We start from the raw sequence: 16,887 nt of genomic DNA, 5'->3' as shown, positions 1-16,887 counted from the left end.
GCTGGGGGTGTGCCCACTGTCCTCGACCGGAGCCAGCTCCCCGCCCTCGCGCGCGGATTCTCGCTCCTGGGCTCTGGGGGCGGCGGCACGACGACGATGCTCGAGCTCATGCTCGGCCGCGCCGCGGCGTGGCCGATCTCGGTCGAAGATCCGCAGGATCTCGATCCGTCCACGCCGTGCCTCGGCGCGGCCTTCGTGGGATCGACGATGCTCTTGGGCGAGCGGCTCCCGGGCGACGCACCGTTCGCTCCCCTCATCGCCGCCGTCGAACGCTGGCTCGGGCAGCGGATCCCCGCGGTGTGCTCCCTCGAGGGCGGAGGGCTCAACGGGCTGGTCCCGCTCGCGTTCGCCGGCGAGCGCGTCGTCGTCGACGCCGACTGCACGGGTCGCGCCGTGCCGGGCCTCGACCAGATGTCGCTTTTCGTGGACCGTGTTCCGGGCGTCGTCGTCGCATGCGACACGGGTGCGGGCGGCGTCATGCTCGTGTCGACGCCGCGGGCGATCGACGCCGAGCGGATCATCCGCTCCGCGATCATCCAGGCCGGCGGCACGGGCGGCGCGGTGTTCGCCGGCTTCACGGTGGGTGACCTCCTCGAGCACGCCATCCTTGGCAACCTTCGCCGAGCGCTCAGCCTCGGGCAGGCCTACGCGGCGTCCGCCCAGATGCCCCTCCACCAGCTGGCCGCCGCCCTCGGAGGCCGTCTTCTCGGGCACGGACGCATCACGGCCGTCGAACCCGACGCGCGCGATCCCCACGTCAAATGCATCGAGCTCGCGGGGGCGAGGGGCGAAGTCCAGCGGATCGTCGCACGATCGGAGACGCTGGCCTTCCTCACCGACGGGCGGCTCGAGGCGTCGGCGCCGGCCGTCATCGCCGTCCTCGACGCGGTGTCCCGGGAAGTGCTCGAGGTGACTGACCTCACGTTCGCGCGCCCTGTCGCGGCGATCGAGCTTCCCGCGCCGCCGTGGTGGGCGGCCGAGCCCACACGGCTCCGCAAGGTCGTCCCCTCGGCCTACGGACTCGACGAACTGGATCCTCCCGCATGAGCGGGCCTCTCCGCCTCCGCGCACTCCTCGCGCACCCGGCCAACGGCCGCCTGCGCTTCGTTGCGGGGCCCGACGATGCCGCATGGGCTGGCGTCGTCGTCGGCGCCGACGAGAGCGAGCTGGCGAACGACGACGACGGGAGCCTCGCGATTCTCACGGCGGCGGCGCCGTCGGCGCCCTGGCAGCAGGACGCCCTCCTGCGACGCGTGCGCGACCGCGGCTACCGCGGCCTCGCGCTCCCCCACGCCGAGGACTTCGGATCGGGGGCACGCGCCATTGCGCTTCGCCTCGGGCTGACCCTCCTCGATGCGGCACGGCCCGTCGAGCTCGCCAAGGCCTGCTGGCAGCTCGTCGAGGCCCGGGACGCGCTCACTCTCGACTATGTGCGCCGCATTGCCCGCTCCTTCGCCTTCGCCGCTGACGACCTTCCCGGGCTGCTCCGCCATCTGGCGGCCAACCTCGGCCACGGACTCGCGGTCGTCGACGCGTCGGGGATTCTCCACGAGGCAGGCGGCCGGCTCGGGGACGCGCTCCGGGCAGGGATCGCGACCGGCACGTGGATCGACGTCGTCCGCTCCGGTGAATCCGCGGCCGCGTCGGTGCGGATCGACAGCCCCACGCGAACCGGGCTGCGCCTCGTGCTCTTCGGCGACGGACTCGACGACGCGCAGCTGCAGGCCCTCGCCGTCGCCGCCGAAATCGCGATGCCCGCAGTCGCGGCCCGGATCCTCATCGACGACGTCGCGGCGGTCAACGACGCGGCAGTCTCCTCGGGGCTGCTGCGCGACTTCCTCGACCTGCGCGGCGTGCCGAACGCCGAGGTCGAGCGGCGGATGCTCGACCGGGGGTGGCGCACGGGGGGCCATCACCTGGGCTTCCGCATCCTCGGGCGAAGCCGCCTCGATACGTTCCAGCTTCTGCGGCTCGTCTCGCGCGAAACGGGCGTCCTCGGCCTCGCGCCGGCCCACGCGACCACGAGCGGCCGTGGCGTGAGCGGCTGGATCACCTTCGCTGATCCGCCGGGCCCGAAGGACGTCGAAGCCGCTGTGTCTGCCCTCCGTGACCTCCACACGAGGGTGCGACGCTCGTTCAACGTCGCGACCGGCGTCGGCTCCGTTCACATCGGTTCTGCGGGCCTGTCCTCGACCCTGGGCGAAGCGAGCGACGCCGCGAGGATCGCGTCCGACAGGTCGGCCATGGGCTGGTTCGTGCGCGTCGACAGCCTCGGCCTTGACCAGCTCCTCCTCGCGTGGACCGGAAGCGATACGTTCCTTCCGGCGGCCGAATCACTGCTCGCGCCCCTGCGGACTGACCGGAACGATCTGCTCGCGACGCTGTCCGCCTATCTCGACCACGAGTCGAGCATCGCGGCGACGGCCGCCGCCCTTGGCCTCCACCGGAACACCGTTGCCGCGCGCGTCCACCGGATCGAGGAGCTGTTGGGCATCGACATGGCCAGTCCCGAGGCCCGGCTCGCGCTCCACCTCGCATGCCGCGCCGTGAAGAAATAGCGGGACACACCATGCCCCCGGCCCGTAGGCCAGGGGCATGGTCGGCGTCAGGCCACGCATGGAGGGCCCGGAGCACCGCACAGAAGCGCCCCAGGAGGGAGTCGAACCCCCGACCAGAGGATTAGAAGGCCCCTGCTCTATCCGCTGAGCTACTGGGGCAGGCGCAGCGCGCTGCTTGCCTGATCAGTCTAGCGCGACGCGGTGACCCGGCCCATCGCCGCGCCGGGGCCGAACAGCACGCGGGTCTTCCAGTCCCACAGCATGATGTAGGCCGCGAACGCGACGCTCAGGGCGATCGCGACGGCGCGGACGATGACGATGGGGATCCACTCGAACACGTCGAGCTGATCCGTCAGCGCGATTACCGTGAAGAAGAGGGTCACGAGATAGTAGGGGCGCAGGCGCCAGCCGTCGGTCACGCCCACGAGCGCGAAGAAGGCCATGAGCCACGTGACATACCAGGGCTGGATCATCGCGGCCGTCACGACGACGGCGGTGAACGCGAGCGCCATCCGGAGCATGATCGTCTCGCTCGTCCCCCTTAGGACGAACCACGCCGCGGCGACGATTCCCACGACGCGGCCAGCCGTCTTCACGGCCTCCGACACGACGTCCCCGGGGCCGCTGAACAATTGGACGACGGCGCCTGCCGTCGCCGCGAGCAGGCCGAACGGCGCGTACCAGATCCACACAGTGCCCGACGTCGTCATCGCGGGCAGCCATCCGAACCAGAAGCCCGTCAGGGCACCGACGGCGGCGAGCAGGCCGCCCGAAATTCCGGCAGTCGCCGCCCAGCAGGCGACCTTCCGGCCCCACCTCGCGTTCTGGCCCGCCCAGATGAGCCCGACGAACGGAAGCGCGATGAGGGTGATGGGCTTGATCCCGATCGAGAGCGTCACGAGGACGACGGCGACGACGGGGCGGCCGCGGACCGCCGCGAGAAGCCCGACGAGGAGCAGGGCGAGCATGAGCCCATCGTTGTGGATGCTCGCGATGAAGTTGATGACGAAGAGCGGGTTCGCGACCGTGAGCCACAGGGTCCGCGACGGGTCGAGGCCATAGTGCCGCGCGAGCCCCACGACGGCGACCGCGCACAGCGCCACACCCACTGCCGCGACGACGCGGAAAAGGACGATGGCGACCTCGAGATTCCCTCCGCTGAGCCACACGATGCCCTGCTCGATCCACAGGAACAGGGGGCCGTAGGGCGTCGGCGCCTCGGTCCAGAGCGAGTCGGGACCGAGGTTGTGGTAGTTGTTGAGCGCCGAGATGCCGTTCACGTACGGATCGAGCCCTGCCATCATGAGCCGGCCCTGCCCGATGTAGGCGTAGACGTCGCGGCTGAAGAGGGGGAACGTGAGCATGAGAGGCGCACACCACAGGGCCGCGATTCGGTACAGGACCGCGGGACGGACTGCACTCCAGTCCCCTACCCGCTGCTCGAGCCGCAGCCACGCGCGGACGAGGAGGAGGCCGCCGAACGCGACGAGGACCGTGCAGAGCACGACGAGCACGGGATTGTCCCGCAAGGCGATGAAGAACGGAACGCGGATGAGGGACGAGCCGCTGGCCATCCAGCCGACGCCGAGCCCGCCCAGCATCATGCACAGCGAGGCCGCGGTGCCCTGCCAGACCGCCACCGCCCCAGCCCCTGGGAGGGCAGCGATCGTCCGGGCACCGGGTGCGGCGCTCAGGCTGCTGCCAGCCGAAGGCTGAGGCATCGTCATTCCCTACTGTCGAGGAAGGCGTCGCGCGGTCTCACGCCCAGAGCGCGACGCGACCGCCCGGCGCCTTGCGCTCACCGCGCGGTGCTGCCAACGCCTCCGATCGCTTGGCGTGACATGGATTCGATGCTATCAGCAGCCGCCTGAGCGGGGCCTTCGAGGAAGGCTCAGGACAGGCCGCTGATAAACTGGCAGGCGGCCGCTCTGCCGTCCACGGCCCCCGCATGACTCTGAGGAGACCGCCATTCCCACCGAGACGCCCCGCCCCGCGGACCACAGCAATCAGGCCGCCGGGCCCCTCGAGGTGAAGCGGTGGCTCCTGACGCCGCGCGGTCTCCTCACCGGGTACCTCGTCGTGCACCTCGGCTACCTCGCATTCATGTCGATCTTCGTCTTCCAAGGCCAGGCCTTCAGCGACACGAACATCTACCGTGACTGGTCCGTGGGCGGATTCCCGCAGGACGTCCAGCCCTCGCCGTGGGTCTACCCCATCGCGGGGCTCCTCCCGATCTGGATCTCGGGCCTCCTCGGCGGCGGCCCGTTCCTCATCCTGTGGGTCCTGCTCACCTCGGTGCTCAACGGGGTCGCCCTCGGCGTCCTGAGCGGCTGGGGAAAGAAGCACGAAGGCATCCGCGCGGGCTGGTGGTGGCTCGTCTTCATCGCGATCATGGGCACGCTCGGCTTCGCGAGGGTCGACGGCGTCACCGCGCCGATCGTCCTGCTGGGTCTGAGCCTCGGCGTTGCGAGCCCGTTCGCCGCCTCGGCGATCCTGGCGTTCGCGACCTGGATGAAGGTCTGGCCGGCCGCGGCGCTCGTGCCGCTCTTCGCCGTCGTCCGCGACCGCTGGAAGGTCGTCGTCGGCGGAATCCTCGTGACGGCCGCCGTCGCCGCCGTCGCCGCAGCGCTCCATGTTTTCCCCCACCTCCTCGACTTCCTCACGACACAGGGATCCCGAGGCATGCAGCTCGAGGCGACGTTCACGACCCCGTGGCTGTGGATGTCAGTCCTCGGGATCGGCGGCGCCCGGATGTACATGAACACCGAGATCAACTCGATGCAGGTGGACGGTCCCGGCAGCACGATCGCCTCGGCCCTCATGCAGCCGCTCTTCGTCGTCATCGCGCTCGCGGTCGCGATCGTGATCTTCTGGGCCCTCCATGAGGGCAAGAAGCGCGGCCACGAGGATCGCGCCGAGCTCCTGCTCGCGGGAGCCCTGACGATGGTGAGCGCGTTCATCGTGTTCAACAAGGTCGGCTCGCCGCAGTTCATGGTCTGGCTCGGCCCCGTCGTCGCGCTCGGCCTCGCCCAGGACCGCACGGCGTGGCGCGTCCCGGCTCGTCTGCTCCTCGGCATCGCGGCGGCGACGTTCGTCGTCTACCCGCTCTTCTACGACGCCCTGAGCCACAACAACCCGATCATGGCCTTCGTGCTCAGCGTCCGGAATGTCCTGCTCGTCGCGCTCTTCGTGTGGGCGGCCATCCGCCTCGTCCGCCTTGGGCGGAAGGGCGCTCCGGCCGTCGATCAGGAACTGCGCGCAGCGAGGTTCTGACGGCCCGCGGGCCGTTCGAAGACGATCCGCCTCGTCTTGGGGTCAATGAGCACGAGGTACGCGAGGAAGGCGACCGCTGTGATGCCCGCGATGGCCTCGGGGGCGAGCGGCGTGTTCACGAAGCCGAAGACGTAGAGCTGGTCCTGCGCCCCGAAGACGACGAAGAACACGACGGTCAAGTACCAGAGCCTGATCTCCCAGTTGTCCCGGATCCCCGTCACGGCAAGGAACGGGATGAACCAGAGCACGTACCACGGCTGGATGATCGGGCCGAGGACCACGATGAACATGAACGCGAGGCCCAGGCGGCGGACCACCTTGTTGTTGTCGCCGCGCAGGATGAGCAGCACCGCGAGGCCGACCCCGATCCACTTGAGGACCGTGCGGAACACCTCGGCGATCGACCCGCCGTCGAGGCCGACCGTGCTCCCGAGCCACGCAATCACGTTGCTCGCGAAGCCCGACGGCGTGTAGGCGATGAAGCCGGGCGTCGGGTCGACGATCGCATTCACCCAGCCGAAGCCGAGCCCGTAGACGAGCGAGCTCGCCGCGAACAGGCCGAGGCTGACGAGCCCTGTGGCCGCCCAGCACAGGAACTTGCGGAGCCAGGTCGCACGGGGGCCAGCCCACAGGAGGCCCACGAAGGGAAGCACGACGGCCGTGATCGGCTTGATCCCGATCGACGCCGTCGCGAGGACGATCCCCAGGAACCAGTTCCCCCGCGCCGCGTAGTAGACGCCGGCGACGGCGAACCCGATCATGAGCGCCTCGTTGTGAGCGCTCGCGATGCAGCTGATGAGGAACAGCGGATTCGCGACCGTGAGCCACACGGCCCGCGCGCCGTCCACGCCGTGGAGCCGGGCGAGCTTGAAGCCGTAGAACGCACAGAGCGCAACGCCCGCGAGCGCCAGGACCCTGAAGAGCAGCACCGAGGTGTCGGGCTGGCCGCCCGTCAGCTGGACGACCCATCGCTCGAGCCAGAGGAAGTACGGTCCGTAGGGCGTTCGAGTCGACGCCCACGACGGGTCGGTCCCGAGCTCGAGCCAATTGTTGAGCGCCGAGATGCCGGTCGTGTAGGGATTCAGGCCCGCCGCCATGAGCCGGCCCTGACCGACGTAGGCGTAGACATCGCGTGAATAGATGGGCACAGTGAACGCGAGCGGAAGGCCCCAGAGGACGATCGCGACGGCGACCGGTCGGACCGTGCCGGACCCCCAGTAACGGAGGCGCTGCCCGAGCCTCAGCCACGACCGGGTCAGGAGCATCGCTCCCACGACGAGGGCGAGGATGCAGGATGTCACACCCCAGCTCTCCGTGCGGAGCGCGATGAAGAAGGGGCTGCGCGTGAGCGGAGACACGTCCGCGAGCCGGCCCACGCCGAACGAGCCGTAGACCATGAGCAGCGAGCCCACGAACCCCTGCCCGAGGGCCCAATGCGAGGGCTGGTTGACGCCGACCGGCGGAAGTGCGGTCCACAGCGACCTCAGCCACTCGAGAACCCTCCCGAGCAAGCCAAAGCGCGTTGCGGACACAGGTCACCCTTCGATCAGTGGCGGGAGGGCTTCAGTCTAGCATCGGGCCCTCTGCCGTCCCGCGGGGACGGCCTCAGGTAGATTGGCAGGGTGTCAAACCATGCTGAACGCATCGTCTGGATCGACTGCGAGATGACGGGCCTCGATATCGCCCGCGACGCCCTCATCGAGGTGGCCGTCCTCGTGACCGATGCCGAGCTCAACATCCTGGGCGACGGGGTCGACGTCGTCATCCGCCCCGCGGACGAGGCTCTCGCCGGCATGAACGACTTCGTGCGCGAGATGCACACGACCTCCAAGCTGCTCGACGAGCTGCCGGACGGCCTCACGCTCGAGGCCGCGCAGGCCCAGGTCCTGGCGTACATCCGCGCATGGGTCCCGGAGCCGAGGAAGGCCCAGCTTGGCGGTAACTCGGTGGGGACCGACCGCACGTTCCTCGCGCGCGACATGCCCGAGGTCGTCGAGCATCTGCACTACCGGATCGTGGACGTCTCGACGATCAAGGAGCTCGCGCGGCGCTGGTTCCCGCGCGCCTACTTCCAGGCGCCCGCCAAGACCGGCGGCCATCGGGCGCTCGGCGACATCCGCGATTCGATCGACGAACTCCGCTACTACCGCGAGGCAATCTTCGTCCCGCAGCCCGGTCCGGATTCGGCCAAGGCCCAGGAGATCTCCGCGCGCATCTCCGCCGCGTCGAGCGGCTCGGGGACCGCCACGGCGGACGTGTGACCCGCGCCTCGTCGGGGAAAAGTCGAGGCGATCGGCCTCAAGTGGCAAAAGCACTCGTAAACAACAGGTAGACTGTTACTCGTTGCCAGCGCAGAGGGTGCAGGGATTCTTGCGCGCTTCTCCGCGGGTTGCATGGTGGGTATAGCTCAGTTGGCAGAGCGTCTGGTTGTGGTCCAGAAGGTCGCGGGTTCAACCCCCGTTACTCACCCCGAGAGGGGTCATCCCCGCAAGAGGCCGCACGGTTCACCGTGCGGCCTCTTGCGCGTCGGCCCCGCTCGGCTGCCGTCCGGCTGCGCGCTCCAGCATTGTCCACGACCCCGAGGGATGCCCATGACTGTCCACCCCGTGACCATTTGGGGGGAGCCCGTCCTCCATCGGCGGGCCTCCGAGGTGACCGAGTTCGACGACGAGCTCCGCGGGCTCATCGACGACATGCACGCGACGAACGACGCGGCCAACGGCGTGGGGCTCGCGGCACCCCAGATCGGCGTCGGGCTCCGCCTCTTCGTGTACAAGTACCAGAACGACGACGGCGTGCCGCCGCGCGGCGCCGTCGTCAATCCTCGGCTGACCCTCTCCAAGATCCCGGGCTCGGCGCCCGACCCAGAGGAAGACGAAGAGGGCTGCCTCTCCTTCCCCGGGGAAAGCTATCCCCTCAAGCGGGCCGACTGGGCCCGGGTGGAGGGATTCGACGGCGAGGGCAAGCCCGTCGACTTCGTGGCCACGGGCTGGTTCGCCCGCGTGATGCAGCACGAATACGACCACCTCGACGGCAAGCTCTACGTCGACAGGCTCACGGACCGGTACTCCCGCAAGGCGAAGAAGGCCGCGAAGAACCACGGCTGGGGGGTGCCGGGCCTGACGTGGATGCCGGGGGTCGACCCGGATCCGTTCGGCCACTGAGCCCCGCCCCGCACGCCGGGAGTCACGGCAGAGAAAGGAGGGCGCCGCACCTGCTGGTGCGGCGCCCTCCGTCATGAACGTGTCGATTCGGCTACTGTTCCCTGCTCACCCGGACGAGGTCTTCCTCGGCAGTCCGCAACAGCTCTTCGAGCTGGGCGACCCGCTGGGGAGTGACCTCCCCGGCCTCGAGTTTGGCCTTCGCGTGGTCCAGGAGGAGCCGTGCCTGCTTTGCGTTGGCCTTGGCCACATCGAGGGCGTGTTCGAGCGTGCTCTCGTGCTCAGTCGCTTCCATAGCTGCATCTTGCCCCTGCTTGCTGGGCGAATCCAGTGACCTTACCGAGTTGTTGCGAAAAGGTCGCCAGCCCGAGCGGCGGCGTTCTCGGGGAACGACGGCGCGTGGACGCCTGCCATTTCCTCGAGCACCCGCACGACCTGGCAGGTGTAGCCGAACTCGTTGTCGTACCACACATAGAGCACGAGGTTCGTGCCGTTGCTGATCGTCGCGAGGCCGTCCACGATGCCGGCGCGGCGGGAGCCGACGAAGTCGGTCGAGACGACCTCGGGAGAGGCGATGTAGTCGATCTGCTTGCGCAGCTCCGAGTGGAGGGACACGTCGCGGAGGTACGCGTTGACCTCGTCCTTCGTCGTCTCCTTCTCGAGGCTCAGGTTGAGGATCGCCATCGAGACGTCCGGGGTGGGAACGCGGATGGCGTTGCCCGTGAGCTTGCCGGCGAGCTCCGGCAGGGCCTTCGCGACAGCCTTCGCGGCACCGGTCTCGGTGAGGACCATGTTGAGGGCGGCGGATCGGCCGCGGCGGTCGCCCTTGTGGAAGTTGTCGGTGAGGTTCTGGTCGTTGGTGAAGGAGTGGACCGTCTCGACGTGTCCGTGGAGCACGCCGTACTTGTCGTTGACGGCCTTGAGCACGGGCGTGATGGCATTGGTCGTGCACGAGGCCGCCGTGACGATGCGGTCCTCGGGCGCGATGTCGCCATGGTTGATGCCGTGGACGATGTTCGGGAGGGTCCCCTTGCCCGGGGCCGTGAGGAGGACGCGCGCGACGCCCTTGCTCTCGAGATGCTGCGAAAGGCCGGCTTCGTCGCGCCACTTGCCCGTGTTGTCGACGACGATCGCGTTGTCGATTCCGTACTGCGTGTAATCGACCGTCGCGGGGTTGTCCGAGTAGATGACCTGGATGAGGGTTCCGTTGGCGAGAATCGTGTTGTTCTGCTCGTCCACCGTGATGGTGCCCTCGAAGGGCCCGTGCACCGAGTCGCGGCGCAGGAGGCTCGCGCGCTTCACGAGGTCCTTGTCGGAGCCCTTGCGGACCACGATCGCCCGCAGGCGCAGGCCGTGGCCGCCGCCCGCGTGCTCGATGAGGATGCGGGCGACGAGGCGTCCGATGCGGCCGAAGCCGTAGAGGACGACGTCGGTGCTCGGCCGCGGATCGGCGCCCCGCTGGCCCACGATCGCCGCAAGCTCGTCGCGCAGGAACTGCTCGAGGGTCCGGCTCCCGCCCTCTTCGCGGAACCTCTCGTTGAGTCGGGCGATGTCGATCGACGCGGCGCCGAGCTCAAGCGTGTCGAGTGCCTTGAGGATCGGGAGGGTCTCCTCGAGATCGAGTTCCTCGCTGTCGATCTGGCGGGCCCAGCGGTGCGCCTTGAGGAGGCCGACGACCGACTGGTTGATGAGGCTCCGGCCGTGGACCGACGTCACGACGTTGTTCTCGCGGTACAGGCGCCCGATCAGAGGGATCATCTCTTCTGCTGCGGCCTCGCGGCCGATCCACGTGTCAAAGGCCGTTTCCATTTCGCGGGCGGACTCCGTCTTGCTCACACAGGTGCCTTTCTCTGCAGTGTCGCGCACACCGTTGTGCGCCGGACGCGCGGCGCCGAGTACCGGGGCCTGACGCGAAAAAAGCCGGTCTGCGATCGCAGAGCCGGCTCTTGAACATCCACGTTCAGGCTCAATTCTACCGGCCTAGCCCAGCATCAAATCCGGGATACCATGTGAACTCACTCACAGATGCCGGCGCGCGAAGGCTGGCGAGCCCCCACCGCCAGCCCTACACTGCGTTCAGCCGGGCGCCGGACCACAGGCCGTCGGCCCGCGTGAACCGCTCGGCGGGAAGAGCCATATGGACACCGGCCTGGAGCTCCCCGGATTCTTCAAGGACGCCGACGCCGCGTCCTTGGCAGCGCAGCGCACCTATCTCGCCCTCAATCGGACGCGGCTCTGGAGCGCGGTTGCGGGCGCACTTGGAGGCGCCATCACGTGGTCGGCGGCGGACCTCGATGCGGGGGCCCTCGTGGCCCTCGCCGGGTTCCTCGTCGCCCTCGTCGCGGAACTCGTCCTGGCCTACCTGCAGCCGGAACGAGACTGGTACTCAGGCCGAGCCCTCGCCGAGTCCATGAAGACCATGGCGTGGTGCTACGCCGTCGGCGGCGATCCGTTCGCGTCGGGCATCGACGACGCCGAGGCGCGGCGGATCCTGCGCCAGCGCGCCGAGCTGCTCCTCCAGAAGGGAGGCGACAAGATCTCGATGTCCACGGAAAGCCCTCTCGTCACCGCATGGATGACGGAGCTTCGGCACAGCGACTTCGAGACGCGGCGAGCCGCCTACCTCGAACACCGCACGCGTGACCAGCGCAACTGGTATGCCCGCAAGGCGCGGCAGGACAAGCGGAAAGCCGATGCATGGAGAACGGCGCTCGTCGCGGCCGAGATCATCGCAGTCACCGCCTCGACCCTGCGGGTCACGAAGGCGCTCGAAGTCGACCTTGCCGGCATCCTCGGCGCGGCCATCGGCGCAGGCGCGGCCTGGCTCGCCCTCAAGCAATACGCCCAGCTCTCGGCGGCCTACAGCCTCGCGAGCCGCGAGCTCTCGCTCCAAGAGGACCTCCTCTCGCAGGTGAACGAAAGCGAATGGGCCCACGCCGTGTCCGACGCCGAGGAGGCCATCAGCCGGGAACACACGATGTGGCTCGCGTCGCGCAACGAATGACGTTCCGCGCCGAATCGATCCGGGCAGCCTCTGGCGCACCCTTGAGCGGCGGCGTATCCTCATTACGACAGTCATTGGATTAACCCCCGGAGGCGATCTCCTCGGGGTTATCCCCGGAGTTGTTGCGGGGGATGGCGACTCCGGCCTCGTCAAGGAGATCCGCCATGGCCATCCCCGCCGGAGGCACCGGGCCACACAGGAGCCGGCTCGTCTTCATCTCCTACGCGCGCGCCGACCAGGATGCCGCGGATCGCATCCGCCAGGCCGTCGTCGCCATGCACCACGAGGCGTGGATCGACGGCAATCTCGAGGGCGGCCACGAGTGGTGGAACGAAATCCTGGACCAGCTTCGACGCTGTGACGCCGTGATCGTTGCCGTCTCGACCGAACTCCTGGAATCGGACGCGGCGAGGGCGGAGCGGGGCTACGCCCTTGCGCTTGGCAAGCCACTCATTCCGATCAAGGTGCGAGAGGTCCGCGACGACCTCCTTCCCCCGGATATCGCCGCACGGCAATACATCGACTTCACGCGCCCAACGCTCACGACCGGCATCGAGCTTGCCAACGTCCTGAACACCTTGCCGCGGGCCAACTCGCTGCCAACCGATTTGCCGCCCGCGCCACCCCTTCCCGCGTCCTACTTCGGCGGGATGTCCGAGATGCTCCATCGCTCCTCGCTCAACGACGACGAACAGCGCCTTGTCGTCGCGAAGCTCGCCGACGCCGTCCAGCGCCCCCGCGAACGCGACGCGGCACTCGAACTCCTCACCCTGCTCGAGAACCGGCGAGACCTCTACGCGAGCACGCAGCGGGAAATCGATCGGATCCGTCGCATCCCGGCGTTCGCCGAGCCGCAGCAGCAGCAGGTGACGGTCTCGAACCCGCCGCCTCTCAGACAGCAGCCACAGCGGCCACCGCGGCCGCGCTACGAGCCCCGCACCAACCCCGCAGGCAGCCTTCCGGCCCAGCATTGGGGGCTCAGCATCACGAGCATGCTGATCTCGATCCTGTCCTTCATTCCCCTCGGCATCGTGGCGGTCGTCATGTCCGCCCAGGTGACGTCGAGATGGAGCCGCGGAGACGCCGCGGGATCGGCGAACGCCTCGCGTCTCGCCGTCGTCTGGGGCTGGGTGGGCATCGGATGGGGCGCGCTCGCGCTCCTCTTCTACGTCTTCGTCGGGATCTACGCCGCGCAGAACAACTACACGGGCTATTGAGCCCGGAGGCGCGGCCGGCTGAGAAGTGCGAGGCCAGGCCGGCCTGTGAGCCGGGTTCTGTCTCCGCGCCCGGTTGCCCGGACGCGGGAGGCGATCATCCATCTAGGGCCGCCGTTGCCGACGGCCTCGAGCGGCCTACCCGGGCGCTTGGGCGGGCAGCCCTCAAACGCACCCTGTCTGGCCTTGCTCCGAGTGGGGTTTACCGAGCCTCCGCGGTCGCCCGCGGAGCTGGTGGTCTCTTACACCGCCGTTTCACCCTTACCCGGGCATACTGCCCGGGCGGTCTGTTTTCTGTGGCACTGGCCTGCGGGTTGCCCCGAGTGGGTGTTACCCACCACCCTGCCCTGCGGAGCCCGGACTTTCCTCGCGGCCCCTCCCCGAAAAGAGGCGCCCCGCGATCGCCCAGCCGACCTGACCTCGCCAAAGCATTCTAGCCGCTGTGGGCGCCCTTCCGGGGCCATGCAGAGGCGCAACGGGCCGACAGGAACAGTTAGGATTCCGTGGTGCTCATCCTCCTGCCGCCCTCTGAAGGCAAGACCCCCGCCTCTCGTGGCGCCGCCGTCGACCTCCCCACCCTGAGCTTTCCGGGCCTCGAGGTCGCGCGGCAGGAAATCATGGAAGCCCTCGCGGAGGTGAGCGGGCGGCACGACGCGCTCGAGGCGCTCGGCGTCGGCGCATCGTTGGCGGACGACGTCGACCGGAACCGGCGGCTTCACGCCGAACCGGCGGCCCCGGCCCACCGCGTCTACTCAGGCGTGCTGTACGAGGCGCTCGGCTACGGCTCCCTGACGCCCGCGCAGCGTCGCAAGGCCGATGAATGGATCGTCGTCATTTCCGCGCTATGGGGCGCCGTCGGCTTCGCGGACGCCGTTCCGGCCTATCGCCTCTCGATGTCGACCGCGCTCCCCGGCGTCGGGCGGCTCGCGTCCTATTGGAAGCCGCGGCTCGGGGAGGCGCTGGCCGAGCGCGCCGCTGAGGGACTCGTCGTCGACTGCCGGTCGAGCACGTATGCCTCCGCATACTCGCCGCCAGCCGAGCGCACCGTGACGGTCGACGTCGTCACCGAGCGCAACGGGAAGCGCACGGTCGTGAGCCACTTCGCCAAGCATCATCGCGGCGAATTCGTGCGGCACCTGCTCGCGCGCCGCGGGAAAGCGCCCTCTTCCCCCGCCGCTCTGCTCGCCGTCGCACGCGAACGCTGGAACGCCGAGCTCACGGACGGGACCGCCCGCAAGCCGCACTCGCTCGTCCTCGTGCTCGACGACTGAGAGAAATCCGCTCAGCTCCACTCGGGCGAGCGCACAAGGATGCACCCGGAATCGGGGCAGAACACGATGTCGTCCGCGGCCGCGGACCGGATCGTCGCGAGGTCGCCCGGGCTGAGCGCCATGCCCGAACCCTCCGAGGTCCCGTGGAACAGTCTCGCGGCGCCGACGCCCCGCTTCGCGAGCGTCTTCTCGTAGACCTCGACGAGCGTGTCCTCGATTCGGGCCGCGCAGTCTGCCCTGTCCCGGGCCACGTGCACGCGTTCTTCGGCGATCTCGGCGAGCTTGGCATCGAGTTCGGACCGTAGCCCAGCCGACGCGGTCTGTGCTTCGGCGAGCGCCGCAGCGGCGGTGGACTGCTCCGCGCGGAGCCCGTCGAGCCGCTCGAGGATCTCGAGCTCCGCGTCCTCGAGGTCGGAGCGCCGCGACGAGAGGGCCGCGATGTCCTGCTGAAGGGCCTGGAGGTCCTTCGAGAGCCCACCGGCGTAGAGGCGGGCCTCGTCCCTCTCGATGCGCGCGGCAACCTGGGCCACGCTGTCCTCGGCCTTGACGAGCGCAGCCTGGGCCTCGTCGACGGCGAGATCGGCGTCGCGTGCCGATCTGGAGGTGGCCGTGAGCGCATCGCTCGCCGAGGAGAGGCGGGGATCCTCTTCGAGCGCCTTGCGGCGCACGTCGAGCGAGCGCAGCTTCGCGTCGAGGGCCTGGAGGTCCAAGAGCTTGAGCTGTTCGGCGGCGGGCGCCTTCGGCATGATGCCTCCTTGCGGATCGTCGGCTCGTGGCTGCGACTCTATCCCTCGCTGGGCGTCAGGATGAAGTCCCACGGATCGGTATTGACGGTCGAGACCCTGATGTCCACGGCGTGGCCCTGATCGCGCAGCACGTTGTCGAGCGCCTGCGCTGCGGCGGGAAGCCACAGCCACTCGCTCGCAAAGTGGCTCACGTCGACGAGGTAGGGGCGGCCATCGGCGCTCGCCTCGCGCGCCTCGGAGGCCGGATGGTGGCGGAGATCGGCTGTCACGTAGACGTCCGCATTCGCGGCCCGCACCTTCTCGAGGAGGCTGTCGCCCGCTCCCCCGCAGATCGCAACACGCCGGACGAGCCCATCGCGATCCCCGGAGACGCGCACTCCCCCGGCAACGGCGGGCAGGAGCGCGAAGAGCTCGCCCGCGAAGTCGCCGAGGCTCGTGAGCTCCGGAAGGCTTCCTACGCGCCCGATGCCTTCCTCGGGCAGGCCGTTGGCCGACTTGGCGAGCGGCTCGACGTTCTCGAGCCCGAGGGCGTCGGCGAGGACGTCGGAGACGCCTCCGACCGCGCTGTCGCCATTGGTGTGGACCGTCAGGAGGGCGGTGCCTGACTCGATGAGCTTGTGCACGGCTCGGCCCTTGGGAGTATTCGCCGCGACCGAGTGGACGCCCCGAAGGAGGAGCGGATGGTGCGTGATGAGAAGGTCCGCTCCCCAGTTCACGGCTTCCTCGATGACCTCGAGCACGGGATCGACGGCGAAGAGGATCTTCGACACCTCATGCGCGGGGCGTCCCGTGACGAGCCCGACGGCGTCCCAGTCCTCGGCCAACGACTCGGGCCACAGCTCCTCGATGGCAAGGAGCACCTCGGCGAGCGTGACAGCGGGCGCCGGCCCGGCGCCGTCGTCCGTCGCGTCGAAGCCTTCGTCCACGCCCTCCGGGCGGTCTTCCGCAGCATTCGCGACCGGTTTGAGGGCGGGGTTCTCGCGGTCGCGGGTGGCGTTCTCGGACGCGGAGCTCTCGTCAGACAAAAGGCTCAGTCCTCTCTCGGGAATCTTCCGCTTGTCCCGGACATTGTAGGCAGCATGAAGACCTTCATCCTGGGCGGCGGATGCTTTTGGTGCCTCGACGCCGTGTACCAGAAGACCGTCGGCGTGAGCTCCGTCGTCTCGGGCTACATCGGTGGCCATCTCCCAAACCCGGACTACTACAGCGTCTGCAGCGGGATGACGGGCCACGCGGAGGTCGTCGCCGTCACTTTCGACGAGGCGGCCATTCCTTCCGGGACGGTGCTCGACCTCTTCTTCGCGATCCACGACCCGACGACGCCGAATCGCCAGGGATACGACGTCGGGACCCAATACCGCTCGTCGATGTTCTTTGTCGATGACGAGGAGAAGGTGCTCTTCGAGGAGGCGATCGAGCGGAATCAGCACCTCTGGGACCGGCCCATCGTGACCGAGGTGACGCGTGCGAGCACCTTCTATCCCGCGGAGGAATTCCATCAGAACTATTACGCGAAGAACCCGGACGCGGGGTATTGCCACGTCATCATCAATCCGAAGCTCGCCAAGGCGAGGAAATATTACTCGGCGTGGCTTGACGTGTAGCCGTCATTTCAGCACGTCGCTAGGCTGAGCGCGGCCCGCCCATGCTGCCGCGAAGG

15 protein-coding genes, 2 tRNA genes and 1 other RNA gene are annotated in these 16,887 nt (G+C 68.9%); 10 read left to right on the top strand and 8 right to left on the bottom strand.

Translation table 11 applies throughout. From position 1 onward, the window contains the following. Positions 1-9: 9 nt before the first annotated feature. Both RBS12_RS08280 and RBS12_RS08275 read left to right on the top strand, forming a co-directional pair. Entirely contained in the window at positions 10-1,047 is a 1,038-nt protein-coding gene (locus RBS12_RS08280) for a DUF917 family protein (RefSeq protein WP_307965588.1), read from the top strand. Further along, positions 1,044-2,558, top strand: a complete 1,515-nt coding sequence (locus RBS12_RS08275; protein ID WP_307965587.1) for a helix-turn-helix domain-containing protein — start codon at positions 1,044-1,046, stop codon at positions 2,556-2,558. The genes RBS12_RS08280 and RBS12_RS08275 overlap by 4 nt, the downstream gene beginning before the upstream one ends. A gap of 86 nt (positions 2,559-2,644) precedes the next feature. Here RBS12_RS08275 and RBS12_RS08270 read toward each other — a convergent pair. Further along, positions 2,645-2,717: transfer RNA gene (locus RBS12_RS08270), tRNA-Arg, on the bottom strand. A 29-nt stretch (positions 2,718-2,746) separates the two neighbouring features. Next, on the bottom strand, positions 2,747-4,279 hold the full coding sequence (mptB, locus tag RBS12_RS08265) for a polyprenol phosphomannose-dependent alpha 1,6 mannosyltransferase MptB (RefSeq protein ID WP_307965586.1): 1,533 nt from the start codon (positions 4,277-4,279) through the stop codon (positions 2,747-2,749). A gap of 307 nt (positions 4,280-4,586) precedes the next feature. Here mptB (RBS12_RS08265) and RBS12_RS08260 point away from each other — a divergent pair, with 307 nt between their 5' ends. Next, positions 4,587-5,831, top strand: a complete 1,245-nt coding sequence (locus RBS12_RS08260; RefSeq protein ID WP_307965585.1) for a glycosyltransferase family 87 protein — start codon at positions 4,587-4,589, stop codon at positions 5,829-5,831. Here RBS12_RS08260 and mptB (RBS12_RS08255) read toward each other — a convergent pair. Continuing rightward, positions 5,804-7,363, bottom strand: coding sequence for a polyprenol phosphomannose-dependent alpha 1,6 mannosyltransferase MptB (gene mptB, locus RBS12_RS08255; RefSeq protein ID WP_307965584.1), 1,560 nt, complete (start codon positions 7,361-7,363; stop codon positions 5,804-5,806). The genes RBS12_RS08260 and mptB (RBS12_RS08255) overlap by 28 nt on opposite strands. A 90-nt stretch (positions 7,364-7,453) precedes the next feature. On the opposite strand from mptB (RBS12_RS08255), the gene orn reads away from it, so the two are divergent. From orn to def, 3 genes are all read left to right on the top strand, one after another. Beyond that, positions 7,454-8,092, top strand: coding sequence for an oligoribonuclease (gene orn / locus RBS12_RS08250; RefSeq protein WP_307965583.1), 639 nt, complete (start codon positions 7,454-7,456; stop codon positions 8,090-8,092). Between the two features lie 135 nt (positions 8,093-8,227). Continuing rightward, positions 8,228-8,300: transfer RNA gene (locus RBS12_RS08245), tRNA-His, on the top strand. A gap of 122 nt (positions 8,301-8,422) precedes the next feature. Further along, positions 8,423-8,995, top strand: coding sequence for a peptide deformylase (gene def, locus RBS12_RS08240; protein ID WP_307965582.1), 573 nt, complete (start codon positions 8,423-8,425; stop codon positions 8,993-8,995). 91 nt (positions 8,996-9,086) lie between these two features. On the opposite strand, the gene RBS12_RS08235 is transcribed toward def, so the two are convergent. Beyond that, on the bottom strand, positions 9,087-9,287 hold the full coding sequence (locus RBS12_RS08235; RefSeq protein ID WP_307965581.1) for a hypothetical protein: 201 nt from the start codon (positions 9,285-9,287) through the stop codon (positions 9,087-9,089). Positions 9,288-9,328: 41 nt separating this feature from the next. After that, a complete protein-coding gene (locus tag RBS12_RS08230) occupies positions 9,329-10,801 on the bottom strand; it encodes a glyceraldehyde-3-phosphate dehydrogenase (RefSeq protein ID WP_307965669.1) in 1,473 nt (490 codons plus the stop codon). Between the two features lie 328 nt (positions 10,802-11,129). Between RBS12_RS08230 and RBS12_RS08225 the strand changes: the two genes are divergently transcribed. Together RBS12_RS08225 and RBS12_RS08220 are read left to right on the top strand one after the other, a co-directional pair. Further along, complete coding sequence (locus RBS12_RS08225) at positions 11,130-11,996, top strand: DUF4231 domain-containing protein (RefSeq protein WP_307965579.1); 867 nt, start codon at positions 11,130-11,132, stop codon at positions 11,994-11,996. A gap of 164 nt (positions 11,997-12,160) precedes the next feature. Beyond that, positions 12,161-13,213 carry a TIR domain-containing protein gene (locus RBS12_RS08220; RefSeq protein WP_307965578.1) on the top strand — a complete coding sequence of 351 codons (1,053 nt, stop codon included), beginning with the start codon at positions 12,161-12,163 and terminating at the stop codon, positions 13,211-13,213. A 30-nt stretch (positions 13,214-13,243) separates the two neighbouring features. Here the strand turns inward: RBS12_RS08220 and rnpB are convergent. Next, positions 13,244-13,627: RNase P RNA component class A (gene rnpB, locus RBS12_RS08215), an RNA gene on the bottom strand. Between the two features lie 89 nt (positions 13,628-13,716). Here rnpB and RBS12_RS08210 point away from each other — a divergent pair. Beyond that, positions 13,717-14,481: a peroxide stress protein YaaA gene (locus RBS12_RS08210; protein ID WP_307965577.1), complete on the top strand. Its 765-nt coding sequence runs from the start codon at positions 13,717-13,719 to the stop codon at positions 14,479-14,481. An 11-nt stretch (positions 14,482-14,492) separates the two neighbouring features. Here the strand turns inward: RBS12_RS08210 and RBS12_RS08205 are convergent, their stop codons facing one another. Both RBS12_RS08205 and RBS12_RS08200 read right to left on the bottom strand, forming a co-directional pair. Beyond that, complete coding sequence (locus tag RBS12_RS08205; RefSeq protein WP_307965576.1) at positions 14,493-15,227, bottom strand: C4-type zinc ribbon domain-containing protein; 735 nt, start codon at positions 15,225-15,227, stop codon at positions 14,493-14,495. A 38-nt stretch (positions 15,228-15,265) separates the two neighbouring features. Beyond that, positions 15,266-16,252: a Nif3-like dinuclear metal center hexameric protein gene (locus RBS12_RS08200; RefSeq protein WP_373886497.1), complete on the bottom strand. Its 987-nt coding sequence runs from the start codon at positions 16,250-16,252 to the stop codon at positions 15,266-15,268. 54 nt (positions 16,253-16,306) lie between these two features. Between RBS12_RS08200 and msrA the strand changes: the two genes are divergently transcribed. Further along, positions 16,307-16,831 carry a peptide-methionine (S)-S-oxide reductase MsrA gene (gene msrA / locus RBS12_RS08195; protein WP_307965575.1) on the top strand — a complete coding sequence of 175 codons (525 nt, stop codon included), beginning with the start codon at positions 16,307-16,309 and terminating at the stop codon, positions 16,829-16,831. Positions 16,832-16,887: the final 56 nt, after the last annotated feature.

Source organism: Sinomonas sp. ASV322 (assembly GCF_030908245.1).
GTDB lineage: Bacteria > Actinomycetota > Actinomycetes > Actinomycetales > Micrococcaceae > Sinomonas.
Note: the sequence above shows the minus strand (reverse complement) of the source record. Positions and strands in the feature narration are given on the sequence as shown.

What these genes read in the sequence shown, in the direction of transcription:
- RBS12_RS08235 (WP_307965581.1), bottom strand. Translation starts at nt 9,287, where the DNA reads ATGGAAGCGACTGAGCACGAGAGCACGCTCGAACACGCCCTCGATGTG.
- RBS12_RS08205 (WP_307965576.1), bottom strand. Translation starts at nt 15,227, where the DNA reads ATGCCGAAGGCGCCCGCCGCCGAACAGCTCAAGCTCTTGGACCTCCAG.
- mptB (WP_307965586.1), bottom strand. Translation starts at nt 4,279, where the DNA reads ATGCCTCAGCCTTCGGCTGGCAGCAGCCTGAGCGCCGCACCCGGTGCC.
- def (WP_307965582.1), top strand. Translation starts at nt 8,423, where the DNA reads ATGACTGTCCACCCCGTGACCATTTGGGGGGAGCCCGTCCTCCATCGG.
- RBS12_RS08230 (WP_307965669.1), bottom strand. Translation starts at nt 10,801, where the DNA reads ATGGAAACGGCCTTTGACACGTGGATCGGCCGCGAGGCCGCAGCAGAA.
- RBS12_RS08225 (WP_307965579.1), top strand. Translation starts at nt 11,130, where the DNA reads ATGGACACCGGCCTGGAGCTCCCCGGATTCTTCAAGGACGCCGACGCC.
- RBS12_RS08275 (WP_307965587.1), top strand. Translation starts at nt 1,044, where the DNA reads ATGAGCGGGCCTCTCCGCCTCCGCGCACTCCTCGCGCACCCGGCCAAC.
- RBS12_RS08220 (WP_307965578.1), top strand. Translation starts at nt 12,161, where the DNA reads ATGGCCATCCCCGCCGGAGGCACCGGGCCACACAGGAGCCGGCTCGTC.
- msrA (WP_307965575.1), top strand. Translation starts at nt 16,307, where the DNA reads ATGAAGACCTTCATCCTGGGCGGCGGATGCTTTTGGTGCCTCGACGCC.